This is a genomic window from Caenimonas koreensis DSM 17982 (assembly GCF_009646335.1).
GTDB lineage: Bacteria > Pseudomonadota > Gammaproteobacteria > Burkholderiales > Burkholderiaceae_C > Ramlibacter > Ramlibacter koreensis.
Window position 1 is genome coordinate 228,686 of sequence record NZ_WJBU01000009.1, and the last position, 19,278, is coordinate 247,963.

Sequence of the window (19,278 nt, forward strand, 5' to 3'; positions counted from 1 at the left end):
TTCGAATAAACGATCCGGAAGGAAGTGAATATGAAGAAGAATGCAAGCAAGCGAATTGAAGGCACGAGTCCCGGGCGGCTGCGACCGTTGCTGCGAATCGCCGCCTTGGGATGCGCTGCGACGGCCTTGGCCGCTGAGGCCCATGTGAAATGGTTTGCGCCCTATATTGTGGGCGCGCCACCGCAACCCTTGAGCGCGACGCTCACGAACCAGTGGTTCTGGATTGGCATCGCACTGGTGCTGGTGTTCTTTCTGGCCACCCGGGCCATCGAGAAGATGTCCATCGGACAAAGCATCCTCGCCGGCATGGACAAGGTGATGAACCCACTGTGGCTGCGCCTGGACGATTTCGTTCGGGTGGTCATCGCGGCCTTCTTCGTCGCGATCTTCGCGGTCGGCGGGGTCTATCTGACGCCAGACTTGAAGACGCCGAACGAATGGGTGTCGTGGATGCAATTGCTGATCGCCGCCTTCGTCTTCTCGCGCCGGACGATGCCGCTGGCGGCCGCCGGCATCATTCTGCTGTGGGTGCTGGCGCTCACCGAGTACGACCTGTTCCACCTGCTGGACTACCTGGCGCTCGGGGTGTCGGTTGCGGGTTACCTGGTGCTTGAATCGTCGAACAAGCCTGAATGGCGAAAGTACCGGTTTGAAGTGCTGCGCTGGGGCGTGGCCATCGCGCTGATGTGGTCGAGCCTTGAGAAGTTCGCCTATCCGGACTGGTTCTACCCCCTCGTTGAAGAAAAACCGTTCCTCACATTCGGCATGCCGCGCGACGTGTTCATCCCGATGGCGGGCGTGGCCGAGTTCACGATGGGTTTCGGCCTGCTATGGACGGCACTGGTGCGGCGCCTGTCGGCGATCACGCTCTTCGTGATCTTCAACGCGGCCGTGTATCCGTTCGGGCGCATCGACCTGGTCGGACACGCCTTGATCATGGCGATCATCGTGGCCATTGCCGCTGACCCGACGCCCCAGGTGCGCTTCGCCATCCGGCGCTCGGCCTGGACCATTCCGGCCGCTCTCAGCGCTGCTCTGGTGGTTTTTGCGAGCGGCTACTGGGGCCTGCATCTCGCGTTGTACGGCCCGAACGGTGAAGCAAACCCGACCACCGCAGAGATGGCGACCCACACGTACAGTGCCGAACACCCGCATGGGCCGCAGGCCATCGGCAAAGCGACCGCGCCACCCGCCCCTGCGGGCGCTCATGGGCTTGGGCATGCAGCGCCGCCTGCAAGCGCATCAGGTGGCTCAGCGCGCGGCGCCTATGAAGCCAGCATGGCAAAGATGCACGGGCCGATGCAGGTGGGCATTCAGCACCCCGATCCGGACGTGGCATTCGTACTGGGAATGATCCCGCACCATCAGGGTGCCATCGACATGGCGCAAATTCAACTCCAGTACGGCAAGGATCCTGCGAACAGGAAGTTGGCACGCGAAATCATCGCCGCCCAGCAGCATGAGATCGAGGAGATGAAGAGTTGGTTGGCAGCAAGAGGCGTCAAGCACTCCGAGTAGAGGGAAACAATCCTTCAAGGACTCGCTGTCCGGCGTGCGCCGTGCGCCATTCCCCCGACGGTACGACCCACTGCGCGTGATTTCGCCGTAGTGGGTTTCGCATCTCGGCGGGATGTAGCAACCTCGTGGCTGTCAGGAATGTTCAAGAAGGTGCAGCCCATGCCACATGCGCAGGAAACTACAGCTTTTTCTTCCAGCCCCGAGCCGGCGTTCTACCGCCTCGCCGACGTCATCCGCATCACCGCCTTGAGCCGGTCCAGCATCTACCGGCGTATCGCCGCTGGCGAGTTTCCACTTCAGGTGTCACTTGGCGGTCGGGCAACGGGATGGCGCAGGGAAGCGCTGCAGGCGTGGATTGGCGATCCTGCGGGCTTTCGCCCCTTGACGACCTGCGAGGTGAAGCGAAGCTTGTCAGGCGCCCGTGTCCGGCAGGTGTCTGCAACCGCACCTGGCTCTCCGCCCAATCCCGGGTGAGCATCCGGCGCCTAACCAACTCGCATTCACCAAGCAATCTGCCAACGCGTAAGCGTGAGCCAGTGATCACGGCCACGGGTGGTGTCGACAGGAGAAGAGGTCAACCAGTCGGCGGTGAGCACTCGGAACGATTTGTCCTCACTCAAGCGACCGCCAATTCCGCGGACAGTTCGGGGTGCATCACGATGAGTTGCAACAACTTTAATGCCGCCCCCGGCGGCGAGAACCGGCCTTGTTCCCAGTCGCGCAAAGTCGCCACGGGTGTTCCGATGCGCTCGGCAAAATCGGCCTGCGTCAGTCCGCTCTTTTGTCGAGCTTGGCGCACCAGGATTTGTTCAGGCGTGTTCACGCGTCCCACGCCCTCCTTGGCTTCCGTCAACGCCTGACGCAGGTCAGGCAGCACCTCGCCCGCATCGGCCTCGATGGCCCTTGCCACGGCTTCGATGTCGATCTTCCTGATGCCCACGTCACACCGCCTTTCTGATCTCGGAAGGAGCCATATTCCCGCGCTCCGCCTTGGCGTACACCGCCACCAACAACACGATCTCTTCCTCGGTCAGGTTGAAGTAGATCACCCTTGCACCGCTCGACTTGCCCGCCCCGGCACGCGCCCAGCGCACTTTGCGCGCACCATCTGCACCCGGAACAACATCCCCCGCCAGCGGGTTGGCTGCGATCCAGTCGATGAAAGCCAATCGCTCATCTTCCGACCAGACTCTTTCGGCCTGCTTCTGGAAGGTTGGCGTCTCGACAACGATGCGCAGCGCTCCGTTGGAATTATACGGGAATCCCGTAGTCATGTGGTATCTCCTCTTGAAGTCCGGACGTCACGGTCTGCCCGCATCAGCAAAGGCACTGCAAACACGATGCATCAGGCACGCCGGGCTGGATGGCTTGGTGCCCTCACGAACTGCAGCACGTTGTCCCCGTCCTGCACAGGCATCCTTCCGGCCTCCAGCTCGTCCAGGAAGTCGGCCCACTGCTGCACCATCGTCTTGCGCTGAACCAGGAAGGTCGTACGGTCGTAGCTGTCCCCCAGCTCCTCGTCGGACACGTGCGCCAGATGGCGCTCGATGACGTCCGAGTCCCAGCCCAGGTACTCGCGAATCATGGTGCGGGCGGTGGCACGGAAACCATGGCCGGTGATCTGCTCCTTCGTGTCGTAGCCCATGGTGCGCAGCGCGGCATTGATGGTGTTGTCGCTGATGTAGCGACTCTTCTCCGAGCGACGCGACATGCTGCGGAAGACCGGGCCTGTCGGACCGGTCAGCGGGTACAGATCCTGAAGCAGCGCGGTCGCCTGGCGCGGCAGTGGCACCAAGTGTGCTGGCGTGCGGACGTCACGTTTCTGCCATTCGCGCAGCTTCATCTTCTCGGGCGGGCAACGCCAGAGTTCGCGGTCGAGGTCGATGTCCTCCCATTCGGCAAGGCGCAGTTGGCCAGGCCGCTGGAAGATCATCGGTGCAAGCCGCAGGGCGCAGCGTGTGATGAAGGCGCCGTTGTAGTCGCGGATGTCGCGCAGAAGTTGTCCGAGCTGCGTCGGATCGGTGATTGCGGCGTAGTGTCGGCTGCGCGGCGATGGCAGACCGGCGGTGCGCTTGTTGACGAAGTTCCTGGCCGGCTCCAAGGCGCCGACGTCCACGGCGTACTGGTAGACGTGCTGCACGGCCTCGCGAACGCGCTGGGCGGTCTCCAGATTGCCGCGGTCCTTGATCCGGTGCAGGCATCGCACGATCTCGGTCGGCGCGATCGTCTCAATGGGTCGGTCGCCGACCCAGGGGAAGGTGTGGATCTCCAGGTGCCGGATGACCTTGTCGGCATAGCCGTTTGACCACTGTCGATCCTTCCTGGCGCTGGCAACCCAGGCGCGCGCCAGCAGCTCGAAGGTGTTCAGTTTGGAGACGCGCTGCTGCTCTTCCTTCTGCCGACGAACTTCCTTGAGGTCCTGACCTTCGGCGCGCAAGCTGTTGGCCTCGTGGGCCTTGGCACGGGCCTGCGCCAGGGTCACTGCGGGGTACGGACCCAGCCCGAGCTTGACCGTTTTGCCGCTCTTCTCGTAGCGATAGATCCAGGCCTTGCCCGTGCTGCGCACGCGCAGGAACAGGTTGTCGCCATCGTTGAGGAAGAACTCTTTCGGCCCCGGCTTGGAGGCCTTGATCTGCGTTTCGCTCAGCTGTCCCATGATGCCCGTACCCCCAGAAGCCAATTTCAATGAAATGACTCTAGGGCACGGGTTGGGGTACGGGCAAACGCAGGATGTAACGGAACGACTTGGGACGTTGTGAGCGACATTTCGGAGCTAAGTCCTTGTCGCACAAACGAAAACGCCTAGTCGGGAGGGACTAGGCGTAGAAGGGGTGGTGGCCTGGGGCGGAGTCGAACCACCGCCACTCAGACCTTCAACCCACCGTATCAATCCACCGCATCAGCCGGCTGCCGCTGCAACATCGCCAGCGTATGCGCTACCGTCTTGCGCAGCTCACGCCGGTCGCAGATGAAGTCAACAGCGCCTTTGGTCTGCAGGAACTCAGCGCGCTGGAAGCCTTCCGGCAGCGTCACGCGCACGGTGGACTCAATCACGCGCGGCCCGGCAAAACCGATCAGCGCCTTGGGTTCGGCAATCACCACATCACCCACAAACGCGAAGCCTGCGCTCACGCCGCCCATGGTCGGGTCGGTCAGCACGCTGATGTAGGGCAGGCCCTTCTTGGCCAGGCGCGTGAGTGCCGCGTTGGTCTTGGCCATTTGCATGAGCGAGAGCAGGCCTTCCTGCATGCGCGCGCCACCGGTCGCGGTGAAGCACAGGAAGGGCACTTTCTGTTCAATCGCGGATTCGACGCCACGCACAAAGCGCTCGCCTACTACCGAGCCCATGCTGCCGCCCATGAAGTCGAATTCGAACGCGGCTGCCACCAGGCTGATGCTGTGCACCGCACCGCCCATGACAACGAGCGCATCGGTCTCGCCGGTGTTCTCCAGTGCTTCTTTCAGGCGGTCGGGGTATTTGCGGCTGTCCTTGAACTTGAGCGCGTCGACGGGCAGTACTTCCTGGCCGATTTCGTAGCGGCCTTCTGCGTCGAGGAATGCGTTCAGCCGTGCGCGGGCGCCTATACGGTGGTGGTGGCTGCAGGTGGGGCAGACGTTCTGGTTTTGCTCCAGGTCGGTCTTGTACAGCACCGTCTCGCAGCTGGGGCATTTGATCCATAGCCCTTCAGGCACTTGCCGGCGGTCGGCCGGGTCTGTCTGCTGAATCTTCGGCGGAAGCAGTTTTTCGAGCCAGCTCATAGTTGATTCCTCGTCAATCGGCGGATTATGGCTTGTCGAGCGCCAGGCGGATGCCCCGCAGGAACTCCGCGCAGGTGGCAACGACCCGCTCGTGCGGTTTGTTCTCAAGCAGCTGGATGATCCTGGTGCCGATCACCACGGCGTCGGCCACCTTGCCAATCGCTTGCGCAGTTTGTGCGTCACGGATGCCAAAGCCCACGCCAACGGGTATTTTGACGTGCTGGCGGATGCGCGGCAGCATCTGCTCGACGGCGCCTGTGTCCATGTGCCCCGCGCCAGTCACGCCCTTGAGCGACACGTAGTACACGTAGCCGCTCGCGACGCGGGCGACCAGCGCCATGCGCTCATCGGTGCTGGTGGGCGCAAGCAGGAAGATCAGGTCCATGCCGTTGCTGCGCAGCTTGGCCGCAAACGCTTCGCACTCTTCGGGCGGGTAGTCAACGATCAACACGCCATCGACACCGGCTGCAGCGCAATCGCGGATGAATGCGTCGTCGCCATGCTTCAGGTCGTAGCGCTCGACGGGGTTGGCGTAGCCCATCAGCACGACGGGCGTAGTGGTGTTCTTCTCGCGAAAGGCCGTCACCATCGCCAGCACCTGCGTCATGCCGATGCCGAGCGCCAGTGCTTTCTCGCCGGCCTTCTGGATGACGGGGCCGTCGGCCATCGGGTCGGAGAACGGTACGCCCAGCTCGATGATGTCAGCGCCTGCTTCCACCATGCCGTGCATCAGATCAGGCGTGATGTCAGCAAACGGGAAGCCGGCAGTGACGTAAGGGATGAGCGCCTTGCGGCCTGCGGCCTTGAGCGCATCGAACGTGGTGGTGATGCGGCTCACAGCTTGCCGCCTTTCACGTGGATGCCGCGCATCGAAGGCCTGTCGTAGAACTCGACGCCTGCAAGATCGGCGACGGTGCCAATGTCCTTGTCGCCGCGGCCGGAGAGGTTCACGAGGATCTTCTGGTCGGGTGTCATGGTCTTGGCGAGCTTCATCGCATAGGCCACGGCATGAGCCGATTCGAGCGCGGGGATGATGCCTTCGATGCGGCACAGGTAGTGGAACGCTTCGAGCGCTTCCTTGTCGGTGCAGCCGACGTATTCGGCGCGGCCGATGTCCTTGAGCCAGGCGTGCTCGGGGCCAACGCCCGGATAGTCGAGGCCCGCGCTCACGCTGTGCGTTTCGGTGATCTGGCCGTTGTCGTCCTGCAGGATGTACGTGCGGTTGCCGTGCAGCACGCCCGGGCTGCCGCGCTGTAGCGAAGCAGAGTGCTTGCCGCTATCCAGGCCTTCACCCGCCGCCTCCACGCCGATCAGGCGTGTGTTTTCAAAGTTGATGTACGGATAGAAGATGCCCATGGCGTTGCTTCCTCCGCCCACGCAGGCGACCACGGCATCAGGCTGTGTGCCAGCCAGCTCGGGCATTTGCGCGATGCACTCGTTGCCGATCACGCTCTGGAAGTCGCGCACCATCATCGGGTACGGATGCGGGCCTGCGACGGTGCCGATGATGTAGAACGTGTTTTCGACATTCGTCACCCAGTCGCGCATCGCTTCGTTCAACGCGTCTTTCAACGTGCGGCTGCCCGACTCGACCGGCACGACCGTCGCGCCGAGCAGGTTCATGCGATACACGTTCGGGCTCTGGCGGCGCACGTCGTCGATGCCCATGTACACGACGCACTCGAGGCCGTAGCGCGCGCAGATCGTTGCGGTGGCCACGCCGTGCTGGCCGGCGCCGGTTTCGGCAATCACGCGCGGCTTGCCCATGCGCTTGGCGAGCAGTGCCTGGCCGATCACGTTGTTGATCTTGTGGGCGCCGGTGTGGTTGAGGTCTTCGCGCTTGAGGTAGATCTGCGCGCCGCCTTGCTCGCGGCTGGTGCGCGCGGCGTGATACACCGGCGAAGGACGGCCCACGAAGTGCTTGAGTTCGTAGCGGAATTCTTCGAGGAACTCCGGGTCGTTCTGGTACTTGGCGTAAGCGTCACGCAGCTCGGCAATGGCGTGCGTCAGCGTTTCGCTGACGAAGCTGCCGCCGTATTTCCCGAAGTGGCCTGTCGGGTCAGGTTGTTGATAGGTTGGGTGATCGGAGGCCATGAGTCGACTTTGCAAGAAGGACGTCGGCAGCGCGAACGGCAGCGACGAACCGATTGATTTTTTCCGGGTCCTTGATGCCCTGGTTGCCCGGGCCATCGAGCTCGACACCGGAGCTCACATCGACGGCCAGCGTTTTACAACGCGGCCGTACTTGCGCGATGCCATCGCCCACATTTGCAGGCGATAAGCCACCAGACAAAACGAGGTGACGCAGCGCGGCGTGCTCTGCCGGGCCGGGCTGGACGTTTGCGGACAGGCGTGACCAATTGAATGTTTTCCCGGAGCCGCCAAAACCATCGACATGGGCATCAAGGAGGATGCCCTTCGCAGCGGCGAAATCTGCTGCGAATCTTACCAAGTCGAACGGCGAATCATCGAGCGGGATGCGAGCGGCCCTGATGTACGCAAGGCGACCGTTGTCCGTGGCCGCGTGGCACTGCTGCGGCGTTTCATCGCCGTGGAACTGCACGATGCTGCCAGGCACCTGCGTGCACGCTTGTTGCACCACTTCAGGCGCTTCGTTGACGAAAAGCAGAACCGGCGTGACGAAGGGCGGCAGCCGCCGGGCCAGCTCGGCTGCGCGCTGCACCGTGACGTACCGGCGGCTCTTCGCGTACATGACGAAGCCGACGGCATCGGCGCCTGCGTCAACGGCAGCGTCGACGTCATGTTCACGCGTCAGGCCGCAAATCTTGATGCGCGTGCGCTCGCTGGAAGCAGGGTGGCTCATGGCAAACCATCATACGCAGGCGTGCGCTGCGGCAGGTTCCACTCGGGGCCATACACCGGGCCTACAAAGTACAGGCCGTCGGGTGAGAACGTTGGTGCGGCTGCGTCGCGGTCGCGTGCCTGCAAGACCTCTTGCATCCAGCCCGCCGGCTTCAAGCCCTGGCCGATGACGAGCATGCAACCCATGATGTTGCGGATCATGTGGTGCAGGAAGGCGTCGGCCTCGAAGTCGAACCGCCAGTACGCCCCGCGGCGGGAGATGTCGATGCGCGCCATCGTCTTGACGGGGCTCAGCGCCTGGCAGGCCGACGCGCGGAACGACGTGTAGTCGTGCTTGCCAACGAGCGCTGCCGCTGCTTCGCGCATGGCGTCGATGTCGAGCGGGCGGAACACCCAGCCGACGCGGCCCGCGTCAACGCTGGGCCTCACGGGCGACTCGAGCACGACATACGAGTAGCGGCGGGCGAGGGCGCTCGCGCGCGAGTGAAATGAGTCGGGTACAGGCCGCGCCCATTGCACGGCAATGTCGGCCGGCAGGAAGCGGTTGGTGCCGCGCGTCCATGAGAACTCTTCGCGCTGCAGGTCCGTGTCGAAATGGACCACCTGCATCAGGCCATGCACACCGGCATCGGTGCGGCCGGCGCAAACGGTGGAGATGCGTTGTGCGGCAAAGGCCGTGAGCGCTCTTTCGAGGTTGTCTTGCACGGTGCGACCCGAAAGCTGGCTCTGCCAGCCTTCGTAAGCCTGCCCGTTGTAGGAGATACCCAATGCCAGCCGCATGGCGGGCCTAGAGTGCAAGAGGCTGGCGCCCGAAGGCGCTCAGCTGATTTCGGCGAGGAATCGCTGGGCGCGATCCTTCAGATCGCCGGAAGCTTCTGCAACGACTTCGGCCGCCAGGCTGCGCGCGCCGTCCGGGTCGCCGATGGCGTTGAATTCTTCGGCCAAGGCCAGCTTGGTGGCCAGCGGGCCGTCGTCGGTACTTGCGGTGAGCGGCGAGCCCGCTGTGCTCAACGGGGCGTCGTCGGTGTCGCCTTCCTTCTTGCCGTCGCCCAAGTCGAGCGACAGGGCGCCAAGGTCGAATTCGATCATGCCGGAGGCCGGTGCGGGCGCAGGCACTGCTGCCTGCGGCGCGGGTGCGGGGATGTTCAGCGCGTTCGAATCAAGGTTCAGGTCAGGCACGTCGAGGCGGACGGGCTCGGGCAGGTCAGGCGCCTTCATTTGGGGCGGATGATTGAGCGAGACGGTTGCTGCGCCGAAGTCCATGTCGAGGCTAGGCGGCGGTGCGACCGCTTGTGCGCTCATCGCCATGGTCGGCTCGGTGGCAGCCATCAGCGGCGCGGGCTGGCTGTCGGCCACCGGGTCGTCGAGCGAGAAGTCCAGGTCGAGGTCGACATCGGGCGCTTGCGCCGCAGGCGACGACATCTCGCCGACGGGCATTGGCTGCGTTGCTGCTGCAAAGTGGCCGGCCACCGTCGAGGTCATCGATGCCTGTGCAGCGGCCGACGGCTGGCCGCCAGGACGGTAGAGCGTATTGCCCGCGTCGAGTTCGGTGCCGAGCTCGCAGATGTGTTCCCACTCCGGCCCTTCGCCATGGGTCAGGCCGTACGCTTCGGTCGCGACGAGCTCGAAGGCCTTCGTGTCGCGCCGCTTGGCGTAGATCTCGAGCAGCTTGGCGTGGATGGCAACGCGTTGCGGCGAGGTCCGCATGGCCTCCTTGAGGATTTCCTCGGCCTGCAGGTCGCGACCGTAGGCCAGGTACACGTCGGCCTCGGCAACCGGATCGACATCGCCGGCTGCATCAAGCTGGCTAGGCGAATACACCATCGACGAGCCGGTGGCTCCACCTTCGTTGGTGTCAATGCGCTGGCCGCCACTGGCGCCGAAGAATGAATCGGGCTGCAGGCGGCTTTCCAGGAAGGAGCTGTCGACCTGCGTGGACTTGCGGCGTTGCTGCGCGCGATAAATACCGAAACCGAGCAACAGCGCGAGAACACCGCCGAGCGTGGCGGGCACGATCGGGTTTTCGAGCATGTCGTCGATCAGGCTCGTTTCAACCGGGGCTGGCGCAGGTGCCGGCTTGGCAGCAGCGGCAGGTGGCGCTACGGGCGCGCTGGCGGCAGCGGTGGGTGCGCTGGCAGGGGCTGCAGCAGCGGGCGCTGAAGCAGGGGCCACGGCGGTCAACGGTGTAGCGGCAGGCGCTGACGCGGCAGGCGCCGGGGTGGCCACAGGCGCCGCAACCGGTGCTGCAGCGACTGGCGGCGTCACAACAGCGGCTGCAACTGAGGCTGCAGGTTTGGCGGCTGACGCCATGGCAGCAGGTGCAGGCGCGACAGGCGCTGCGGCGGCCGGTGCCGAAGCTGGTTTGGCGGCGCTGGCAGGTGCGGCGGCCGACGCGGGCTTGGCTGCAGAGGCAGCAGCGACTGGTGCGGCAGCGGGCGCTGCAGGTGCAGCAGCGGACGCGGGCTTGACCGCGCTCGCGGCACCGACCGGCAGTGCCATCGCGGGCTTGGCCGCACTGGCCCCGCCCGTGACCGGTGCGCTGGCTGTACCGAGACGATTCAGGTCTGCGATGTTCTTGTTCAGTTCGGCGACGCGAGAAGCCGCATCCTTGGCGGCGCGATCGCGTGCAATCTTGTCTTCGACCGCCGGTGCCTTGCCTTGCACGGCGCCCTTGGACAGGGTGAGCTTGTCGGGTGTGGCGGCGCCGGGCTTCTTTTCTTCGACCTTGGCCTGGACTTTGCCCGACGCCTGGCGATCAGAAGTGGGCGTGCGCGACGTTGGCACGCCTTCCGCGAGCTTGCGGCGGAACTCGTTGAAGTCACGGCTTTGGGCAACGACGGTCTGGCGTGCTTCATCGGCAGACACGGCAGTCGCCTCTTCGCCTGTCGGCACATCGAGTACCGAGCCGGCTTTGAGCCTGTTCACGTTGCCACCGATGAACGCATCGGGATTGGCGCGAAGCATGGCAACCAGCATCTGGTCGAGCGAGATGTTCGCCGGCTTGTTCGCCGATGCGATCCGCCCTGCTGTATCGCCAGCCTGCACGGTGACCTGTTTGCTTGTGCCCGCACCGGATGGGCGCGGCGTGGCGGCCTGCCGCGGCTGGGCGGCCGGTGCGCGCGCCGGTTGTGCGCGGCCTGCGCTGGCAGGTGCCGGCGACTGTGCTTGCGCGGGTGGTGGCAGGGCAGTACGTGCTGCTGGCGCCGCAGGTGTGACTTGCGCCGCCAACGGTGCCTGTTGGCGAGACGACGGCGGATCGAACAGCATCGTGTAGTCGCGCACGATGCGCCCGGACGACCACTGAGTTTCAAGAATCAGGTCAACAAACGGGTCACTGACGGGGCGCGAGCTGACGAGCCTGAGGAAGTAGCGACCGTCGGCCCGGCGCTCCAGGGTGATGCGGATGCTGGCAACAGCGGGGTTGTAGTCCAGACCGGCTGACTTGAAGGCTTCCGGTGAGGCAACCGTTGTGCGGAACGAAGCCAGTTCTTCGGCGTTGATTTCCGGGATGTCGATTTCGGCGCGCAACGGCTCGCCAAGTGCTGACTGCACGGAGATGCGCCCAAGACCCAGCGCTGTGGCATGCGGAGCAGCCAAGCCCAGCAGCGCGGCCGCAGCAACCGCCAAAGCAGTTGAACGCCAGCGCGGCTGTTCGATCGTTTTTTGCGCCCCCATCGCGTGGCCTGCAGGCAATCTTTTTCTCATCATGCGGACAAATGCCTCGACAGTGAATTTGCTAAAAGGACCATAACATCAATGTTTTAGACTGACAAGCTGAGACAGTCCTTAAGGTCAGGCACCCATCTGCCGATGCGGCGAAGCTCGATTCCATGTTGCCCTGTGGCAACGGCCTGTAACCACTGATTACAGCCGGGCCGCCAGAGGCATGTGCGCGGTCGCGATGCGAAACGCGCACTCTTCAATGGCCGCGCGGATTATGCGTCAAGCAGGATGCGCAACATCCTGCGCAGCGGTTCGGCCGCACCCCACAGCAGCTGGTCGCCAATCGTGTAGGCACCCACATACTCAGGGCCCATCGCCAGCTTGCGTACGCGCCCCACGGGAATGCCAAGTGTGCCGGTCACAGCCACAGGCGTGAGGTGCTGCAATGTTGCTTCCTTCGTGTTGGGCACGAACTTCACCCATGCGTTGTCGTTCGCGATCAGCGCTTCGATGTCTGCAAGCGGCACATCCTTCTTGAGCTTGAAGGTCAGCGCCTGGCTATGGCAGCGCATGGTGCCAACGCGCACGCAGAAGCCGTCAATGGGTGTGGCGGGTGTGCCGAAACCTTCGCCCTGGCCCAGGATCTTGTTCGTCTCGGCGCCAGCCTTCCATTCTTCCTTGCTCACGCCATTGCCCAGGTCCTTGTCGATCCACGGGATCAGCGAGCCGCCGAGTGGAACGCCAAAGTTCTCGGTTTCCAGTGCCGACATCGACTGCTGGCGATTCAGGATCTTGCGGTCAATCTCGAGAATGGCCGACTTCGGGTCGTCGAGCAGCGACCGCACTTGGGTGTTCAAAGTGCCGAACTGCGTGAGCAATTCGCGCATGTGCTGCGCACCGCCGCCAGATGCAGCCTGGTAAGTCATGCTGGACATCCACTCGACGAGGCCTGCCTTATAGAGTGCGCCGACGCCCATGAGCATGCAGCTCACGGTGCAGTTGCCGCCGATCCAGTTGCGCCCGCCCTTGGCAAGCGCGTTCTTGATCACCGGCATGTTGACCGGGTCGAGGATGATGATTGCGTCGCTGTTCATGCGCAGCGTGGACGCCGCGTCGATCCAGTGGCCGCTCCAGCCGGTGGCGCGCAACTTCGGGAAAACTTCGCTCGTGTAGTCGCCGCCCTGGCAGGTGATCACGATGTCGCACTTGCGCAGCGCCTCGATATCGAAAGCGTCTTTCAGCGTTGCTTCGTTCTTCGCTTGGGCGGGGGCCTTGCCACCGGTGTTGGAAGTCGAGAAGAAGACCGGCTCGATCAGGTTGAAGTCGCCTTCCGCCTGCATGCGGTCCATCAGGACCGAGCCGACCATGCCTCGCCAGCCCACGAGGCCGACGAGGGGTTGTTGTCCGCTGGAAATACTCATGTCACACGCCCTTTGCAAAGTTGATCTGGATGGATTTCAAACTTTTCCTGCCCCCGGCTCGCTCGGGCCGGGAGGGGCGCGACGAACCGGAGCTTGACTAGCCCTTGGTGGTTTTCTTTGTAATGGAGGCCACGACAGCGTCACCCATTTCGCGGGTGCCCACTCGTGTCTTGCCTTCGGAGTAGATGTCTGCCGTGCGCAGGCCCGACGCGAGCACGTCTTTGACGGCCGACTCGATACGGTCGGCGGCCTGGGGCTGGTTGAGTGAGTAGCGAAGCATCATGGCAGCAGACAGGATTGTAGCCAACGGATTGGCGATTCCCTTGCCCGCGATGTCCGGTGCGCTGCCGTGGCTGGGCTCGTACAAGCCCTGGCTGCTTGAGTTCAGGCTGGCCGACGGGAGCATGCCGATGGAGCCGGTGAGCATCGCTGCCTCATCCGACAGGATGTCGCCGAACATGTTGCCGGTGACGACCACGTCGAACTTTTTCGGCGCTTTCACCAGCTGCATCGCTGCGTTGTCGACATACATATGGTCGAGCGCGACATCGGGGTAGTCCTTGCCGATTTCCGTGACGACGTCCTTCCAGAGCTGGAAGGTTTCAAGCACGTTGGCCTTGTCGACACTCGTCACGCGCTTGCTGCGCTTGCGGGCTGCCTCAAAAGCGACGCGTGCAATGCGCTCGATCTCGGGCCGTGAGTAGCGCATCGTGTCGAAGGCTTCCTCGGCGCCGGGGAAATGCCCGTCCGGTGAAACACGGCGGCCGCGCGGCTGGCCGAAGTAGATGTCGCCCGTCAGCTCGCGAATGATCAGAATGTCCAGGCCCGACACCAGCTCGGGCTTCAGGCTCGATGCCGACACGAGCTCGTCGTAGCAGATCGCGGGGCGGAAGTTTGCGAACAGGCCCAGGTTCTTGCGCAAGCCCAGCACCGCTTGCTCGGGTCGCAGGGGCCGGTCGAGCGTGTCGTACTTCCAGTCACCGACGGCGCCGAACAGCACGGCATCCGCTTGCTTGGCGAGCTTGAGCGTTGAATCGGGCAGCGGGTGGCCGTGGGCCTCATAGGCGGCGCCGCCCACCAGTGCTGTCTCCATCTCGAATGGCAGGTCGAGAACGTTCAAGACCTTCACCGCCTCCGCGACGATTTCGGTGCCGATGCCGTCACCCGGCAGAACTGCGATCTTCATGAGTGTGTGTCTTTGTTTGTTCAGCCGGCCAGTGAATGCGCGAGCCAGGGCTTGGTGGCCAGGCGTTCGGCTTCGAACGCGCGGATCTTGTCCGACTGGCGCAGCGTGAGGCCGATGTCGTCGAAGCCATTGAGCAGGCAGTATTTGCGAAAGGCCTGCACCTCGAATTCAAATGCGCCGCCATCGGGCTTGACGATCAACTGCCGGTCGAGGTCGATCGTCAGTTCGTAGCCGGGGAACGCGTGCGTTGCATCGAACAGCTCGCTCACCTTCGCTTCATCAAGCACGATGGGCAGCAGCCCGTTCTTGAAGCAGTTGTTGAAGAAGATGTCGGCGTAGCTCGGCGCGATGATCGCGCGAAAGCCGTATTGGTCCAGTGCCCAGGGCGCGTGCTCGCGCGAGGAGCCGCAACCGAAGTTCTTGCGTGCGAGCAGCACCGATGCGCCTTGGTAGCGCGGCTGGTTCAACACGAAATCGGGGTTGGGCCTGCGCGATGCAGGGTCCTGGCCGGGCTCGCCCGCATCAAGGTAGCGCCATGCGTCGAACAGGTTCTGGCCGAAGCCCGTCTTGCGGATCGACTTGAGAAACTGCTTGGGGATGATCGCGTCGGTGTCGACGTTTTCGCGATCCATCGGGGCGACGAGGCCCTTGTGTATGGTGAATTTCTGCATATCGAGGTTGTGCGCTAGGCGTTGAGCATTGGGCGGCAAGGCAATTCCACGCTGGACGCTCAACGCCCAACGCTGAACGGCTTTACTTCTTTTTGGCCGCGTCTTCGATCTTCTCGCCGGCTTTCTGCACGTCCTGGCCGACGCCCCTGACGGTGTTGCAACCAGCAAGCATGAACGCGAAGGAAATTGCAATGACGGTAGCGATGGTCTTCATGGAGCCTCCGGGTGGTTGGTTAAGAAGTTCAGGAAGTGAATTGTCTGATATCCACAAAGTGGCCGTGCACCGCTGCAGCTGCGGCCATCGCGGGGCTCACCAGGTGCGTGCGCCCACCGGCGCCCTGGCGGCCTTCGAAGTTGCGGTTGCTGGTGGAGGCGCAACGCTCACCGGGCTCGAGCCGGTCGGAGTTCATCGCCAGGCACATCGAGCAGCCAGGCTCGCGCCACTCAAAGCCCGCGGCCTTGAAAATTTCATGCAGGCCTTCACGCTCGGCCTGGTCTTTCACCAGGCCCGAGCCGGGCACGACCATCGCGAGCTTGATGTTCTTCGCGACTTTCTGGCCGAGCTTTTTCACGACGGCGGCCGCCTCACGCATATCTTCGATCCGGCTGTTGGTGCATGAGCCGATGAACACCTTGTCAACGTAGATGTCGTTCACCAGCTTGCCCGGGGTCAGGTTCATGTAGGTCAGCGCGCGCTCGATCGCGTCGCGCTTGCCCGGGTCTTTTTCCTTGTCGGGGTCGGGCACGCGGCCATCGATGCCCACCACCATTTCAGGCGATGTGCCCCATGTGACCTGCGGAACGATCTGCGCTGCGTCGAGCGTGACGACGGCATCGAACTTTGCATCCGCATCCGACTGCAGCGTCTTCCAGTAAGTAACGGCGTGGTCCCATTCGACGCCCGACGGTGCGAGCGGCCGGCCCTTCAAATAGTCGATCGTCTTTTCATCAACAGCCACCAGCCCGGCACGTGCGCCAGCCTCGATCGCCATGTTGCACACCGTCATGCGGCCTTCCATCGACAGGCTTCGAATGGCCGACCCCGCAAACTCGATCGTGTAGCCCGTGCCGCCGGCCGTGCCGATGCGGCCAATGATCGCCAGCACGATGTCCTTCGCAGTGGTGCCGGGCACGAGCTTGCCGTCCACCTTCACGAGCATGTTCTTCGCCTTCTTGGCGAGCAGGGTTTGCGTGGCCATCACATGCTCGACTTCACTGGTGCCGATGCCGTGGGCCAGCGCGCCGAATGCGCCGTGCGTGGAGGTGTGCGAATCGCCGCAGACTACCGTCATGCCCGGCAGCGTGGCGCCCTGCTCGGGGCCGATCACGTGCACGATGCCTTGCCGCTTCGACAGGAACGGGAAGTAGGCAGCCGAGCCGAACTCGGCGATGTTCTTGTCGAGCGTGGTGATCTGCTCCTTGCTGATCGGGTCGTCGATGCCGTCGTAGCCGCGCTCCCAGCCGGTGGTGGGTGTGTTGTGGTCGGCTGTTGCCACGATAGAGCTCACGCGCCACACCTTGCGGCCCGCCACGCGCAGGCCTTCAAAGGCCTGCGGGCTCGTGACCTCATGCACGAGGTGCCTGTCGATGTAGAGGATGGACGTGCCGTCTTCCTCGGTGTGGACAACGTGTTCGTCCCAGATCTTGTCGTAAAGCGTGCGGCCCATGAAGGTGTCCCAGTCTTGCAAAAAAATTGTTCAGGCTGCGCCGCAAGGACAAAGCCGGTCATCGCGGATGGCGATGGCCGGCTTTGCCGATGAGCGCGCTGGTGATTCGCCTGGATTCAGCGCTGCGCGAGCGGCGTCACGTCGCGGCGGTTCGAACCGGTGAACAACTGGCGCGGGCGACCGATCTTGTATTCCGGATCGCCAATCATTTCGTTCAATTGCGCGATCCAGCCCACCGTGCGTGCCAACGCGAAGATCGCGGTGAACAGCGGCACCGGGATGCCGATGGCGCGCTGCACGATGCCCGAGTAGAAGTCCACGTTCGGGTACAGCTTGCGCGAGACGAAGTATTCGTCTTCCAGCGCAATCTTTTCCAGGGCCATCGCCAGCTTGAACAGCGGGTCGTTTTCCAGGCCGAGCTCGCCCAGTACTTCCTTGCAGGTTTCCTGCATCAGCTTGGCACGCGGGTCGTAGTTCTTGTACACGCGGTGGCCGAAGCCCATCAACTTCACGCCGGAATTCTTGTCCTTGACCTGCTTGATGAACTCGCCGATTTTCTCGACGCCGCCGGCTTTCTGGATGTCGCCCAGCATGTTCAGCGCAGCTTCATTGGCGCCGCCGTGAGCCGGGCCCCAGAGGCACGCCACGCCCGCAGCGATGGCGGCAAACGGGTTGGTGCCCGACGAGCCGCACAGACGCACGGTGGAGGTCGAAGCGTTCTGCTCGTGGTCTGCATGCAGGGTGAAGATGCGGTCCAGTGCGCGCTCGAGCACGGGGTTGACTGCATACGGCTCGCACGGCGTGGCGAACATCATGTGCAGGAAGTTGCCGGCATAAGACAACTCGTTCTTCGGGTACATGTAAGGCTGGCCCACGGTGTACTTGTAGGCCATGGCGACCAGCGTCGGCATCTTGGCGATCAGGCGGATGGCCGCGATCTCGCGGTGCTGCGGATTGTTGATGTCGGTGCTGTCGTGATAGAAGGCCGACAGCGCACCCACCAGGCCCGTCATGATGGCCATCGGATGCGCGTCGCGACGGAAGCCCCGCAGGAAGAACTGCATCTGCTCGTTGACCATGGTGTGCATGGTCACGGTACGCGTGAAGTTCTTTTTGCCTTCTGCATTCGGCAGCTCGCCGTACAGCAGCAGGTGGCACGTTTCCATGAAGTCGCATTGCGTCGCGAGCTGCTCGATCGGGTAGCCGCGATACAGCAGCTCGCCCTTGTCGCCATCGATATACGTGATGGCCGACTGGCACGCAGCCGTCGAAAGAAAGCCCGGGTCATACGTGAACATGCCCGTTTGCGCGTAGAGCTTGCGGATGTCGATCACGTCCGGGCCGATGTTGCCGTGATACACGGGCAGCTCAACGCTGGGGGTGCCGTTGCTGAACGACAGGGTGGCTTTGTTGTCGGCGAGTTTCATAAAAAGTTTTTCCAGCTAATTTTTCAACACGAAACCAGGCGCGCCTTCAGGGCGGAGCATGGCCAGCACTTGTCTCACGTCGCTCGTATTTATTTCGCCTTCAGGCTCCCTGCGGCGAAGCAGCAGGTCCAGCAGGTCGTTGTCAGCCAAGTCCATCAACACACCAAGCGCCGCCGACTGCCGCACCGTCAGTGCAGCTTCGTGGCGCGCGAAGAACCGCTCGACCAGAAGATCATTCTCCAGCAAACCGCGGCGGCAGCGCCACTTCAGTTTGGAGAGGGCACGCTCGTCAACAAGCGCATCGTCCGGCCGGCGCTGGGCCGCTCCCGAGGCGGCCGCGGCCCCCTCGGGGGGCAGCGCAGTACACGAAGTGACAAGCGTGGGGGTCATGGTCAGACTGCTCTGCGAACCATCAATTCCTTGATCTTGCCAATGGCTGCCGTGGGATTCAGGCCCTTCGGGCACACGTCCACGCAGTTCATGATCGTGTGGCAGCGGAACAGGCGGTACGGGTCTTCAAGGTTGTCCAGCCGCTCGCTCGTGGCTTCGTCGCGGCTATCGGCAATGAAGCGGTAGGCCTGCAGCAGACCTGCGGGGCCGACGAACTTGTCGGGGTTCCACCAGAAGCTCGGGCAGCTCGTGGAGCAGCTCGCGCACAGGATGCACTCGTACAGGCCGTTGAGCTCTTCACGCTCGAGCGGGGACTGCAGGCGCTCCTTGTCGGGCGCGATGTTGTCGTTGATGAGGTAAGGCTTGATCGAGTGGTACTGCTTGAAGAACTGCGTCATGTCCACGATCAGGTCGCGCACCACGGGCAGGCCGGGCAGCGGCTTGAGCACGATGGTGCCCTTGAGCGTGAGCATGTTCGTCAGGCACGCCAGGCCGTTCTTGCCGTTGATGTTCATCGCGTCCGAGCCGCAGACGCCTTCGCGGCAGGAGCGGCGGAACGACAGCGTGGGGTCTTGCGCCTTCAGCTTCATCAACGCGTCCAGCAGCATGCGCTCATTGCCTTCGAGTTCGATCTCGATGGTCTGCATGTACGGCTTGGCGTCCTTGTCAGGGTCGTACCGGTAGATCTGGAAGGTCCGTTTTTGCATGGCGATGTACTCTTTAATTTAGTCGCATTTGGCTGGAATCGGCGTG

19 protein-coding genes are annotated in these 19,278 nt (G+C 63.3%); 2 read left to right on the forward strand and 17 right to left on the reverse strand.

Annotation, left to right across the window (positions count from 1 at the left end; genetic code table 11):
• The first annotated feature begins 30 nt into the window (after window positions 1–30).
• Window positions 31–1,518, forward strand: coding sequence for a CopM family metallochaperone (gene copM, locus GHT07_RS10700; RefSeq protein WP_153585055.1), 1,488 nt, complete (start codon window positions 31–33; stop codon window positions 1,516–1,518).
• 159 nt (window positions 1,519–1,677) lie between these two features.
• The gene (locus GHT07_RS10705; RefSeq protein WP_153585056.1) at window positions 1,678–1,992 is read left to right on the forward strand and encodes a helix-turn-helix transcriptional regulator; all 315 of its coding nucleotides are present in this window, start codon (window positions 1,678–1,680) and stop codon (window positions 1,990–1,992) included.
• Window positions 1,993–2,134: 142 nt separating this feature from the next.
• On the opposite strand, the gene GHT07_RS10710 is transcribed toward GHT07_RS10705, so the two are convergent.
• From GHT07_RS10710 to GHT07_RS10790, 17 genes are all read right to left on the reverse strand, one after another.
• Window positions 2,135–2,458, reverse strand: a complete 324-nt coding sequence (locus GHT07_RS10710; RefSeq protein ID WP_323740886.1) for a helix-turn-helix domain-containing protein — start codon at window positions 2,456–2,458, stop codon at window positions 2,135–2,137.
• A gap of 1 nt (window position 2,459) precedes the next feature.
• Complete coding sequence (locus tag GHT07_RS10715) at window positions 2,460–2,792, reverse strand: DNA-binding protein (RefSeq protein ID WP_395687108.1); 333 nt, start codon at window positions 2,790–2,792, stop codon at window positions 2,460–2,462.
• 71 nt (window positions 2,793–2,863) lie between these two features.
• A complete protein-coding gene (locus tag GHT07_RS10720; protein ID WP_153585057.1) occupies window positions 2,864–4,174 on the reverse strand; it encodes a tyrosine-type recombinase/integrase in 1,311 nt (436 codons plus the stop codon).
• Window positions 4,175–4,404: 230 nt separating this feature from the next.
• A complete protein-coding gene (accD, locus tag GHT07_RS10725) occupies window positions 4,405–5,277 on the reverse strand; it encodes an acetyl-CoA carboxylase, carboxyltransferase subunit beta (RefSeq protein WP_153585058.1) in 873 nt (290 codons plus the stop codon).
• Between the two features lie 25 nt (window positions 5,278–5,302).
• Window positions 5,303–6,115: a tryptophan synthase subunit alpha gene (trpA, locus tag GHT07_RS10730; protein ID WP_323740887.1), complete on the reverse strand. Its 813-nt coding sequence runs from the start codon at window positions 6,113–6,115 to the stop codon at window positions 5,303–5,305.
• Entirely contained in the window at window positions 6,112–7,371 is a 1,260-nt protein-coding gene (gene trpB / locus GHT07_RS10735) for a tryptophan synthase subunit beta (protein WP_153585059.1), read from the reverse strand. Before trpB ends, trpA begins: the two co-directional genes overlap by 4 nt.
• Window positions 7,337–8,101: a phosphoribosylanthranilate isomerase gene (locus GHT07_RS10740; RefSeq protein WP_153585060.1), complete on the reverse strand. Its 765-nt coding sequence runs from the start codon at window positions 8,099–8,101 to the stop codon at window positions 7,337–7,339. Before GHT07_RS10740 ends, trpB begins: the two co-directional genes overlap by 35 nt.
• Window positions 8,098–8,880 (reverse strand): tRNA pseudouridine(38-40) synthase TruA, encoded by a 783-nt coding sequence (gene truA / locus GHT07_RS10745; protein ID WP_153585061.1) that lies wholly within the window; start codon window positions 8,878–8,880, stop codon window positions 8,098–8,100. The genes GHT07_RS10740 and truA overlap by 4 nt, the downstream gene beginning before the upstream one ends.
• Window positions 8,881–8,919: 39 nt before the next feature.
• Complete coding sequence (locus GHT07_RS10750) at window positions 8,920–11,808, reverse strand: FimV/HubP family polar landmark protein (protein ID WP_153585062.1); 2,889 nt, start codon at window positions 11,806–11,808, stop codon at window positions 8,920–8,922.
• 227 nt (window positions 11,809–12,035) lie between these two features.
• Window positions 12,036–13,184 (reverse strand): aspartate-semialdehyde dehydrogenase, encoded by a 1,149-nt coding sequence (gene asd / locus GHT07_RS10755; RefSeq protein ID WP_153585063.1) that lies wholly within the window; start codon window positions 13,182–13,184, stop codon window positions 12,036–12,038.
• Window positions 13,185–13,281: 97 nt separating this feature from the next.
• Window positions 13,282–14,370 (reverse strand): 3-isopropylmalate dehydrogenase, encoded by a 1,089-nt coding sequence (gene leuB, locus GHT07_RS10760; RefSeq protein WP_153585064.1) that lies wholly within the window; start codon window positions 14,368–14,370, stop codon window positions 13,282–13,284.
• A gap of 20 nt (window positions 14,371–14,390) precedes the next feature.
• The gene (gene leuD / locus GHT07_RS10765) at window positions 14,391–15,041 is read right to left on the reverse strand and encodes a 3-isopropylmalate dehydratase small subunit (protein WP_153585065.1); all 651 of its coding nucleotides are present in this window, start codon (window positions 15,039–15,041) and stop codon (window positions 14,391–14,393) included.
• Between the two features lie 82 nt (window positions 15,042–15,123).
• Complete coding sequence (locus GHT07_RS10770; protein WP_153585066.1) at window positions 15,124–15,255, reverse strand: entericidin A/B family lipoprotein; 132 nt, start codon at window positions 15,253–15,255, stop codon at window positions 15,124–15,126.
• A gap of 28 nt (window positions 15,256–15,283) precedes the next feature.
• The gene (gene leuC / locus GHT07_RS10775) at window positions 15,284–16,708 is read right to left on the reverse strand and encodes a 3-isopropylmalate dehydratase large subunit (protein ID WP_153585067.1); all 1,425 of its coding nucleotides are present in this window, start codon (window positions 16,706–16,708) and stop codon (window positions 15,284–15,286) included.
• Between the two features lie 116 nt (window positions 16,709–16,824).
• Complete coding sequence (gene gltA / locus GHT07_RS10780) at window positions 16,825–18,135, reverse strand: citrate synthase (protein WP_153585068.1); 1,311 nt, start codon at window positions 18,133–18,135, stop codon at window positions 16,825–16,827.
• Between the two features lie 15 nt (window positions 18,136–18,150).
• On the reverse strand, window positions 18,151–18,525 hold the full coding sequence (locus tag GHT07_RS10785) for an FAD assembly factor SdhE (protein WP_153585069.1): 375 nt from the start codon (window positions 18,523–18,525) through the stop codon (window positions 18,151–18,153).
• A 2-nt stretch (window positions 18,526–18,527) separates the two neighbouring features.
• Entirely contained in the window at window positions 18,528–19,232 is a 705-nt protein-coding gene (locus tag GHT07_RS10790; protein WP_153585070.1) for a succinate dehydrogenase iron-sulfur subunit, read from the reverse strand.
• Window positions 19,233–19,278 lie beyond the last annotated feature (46 nt).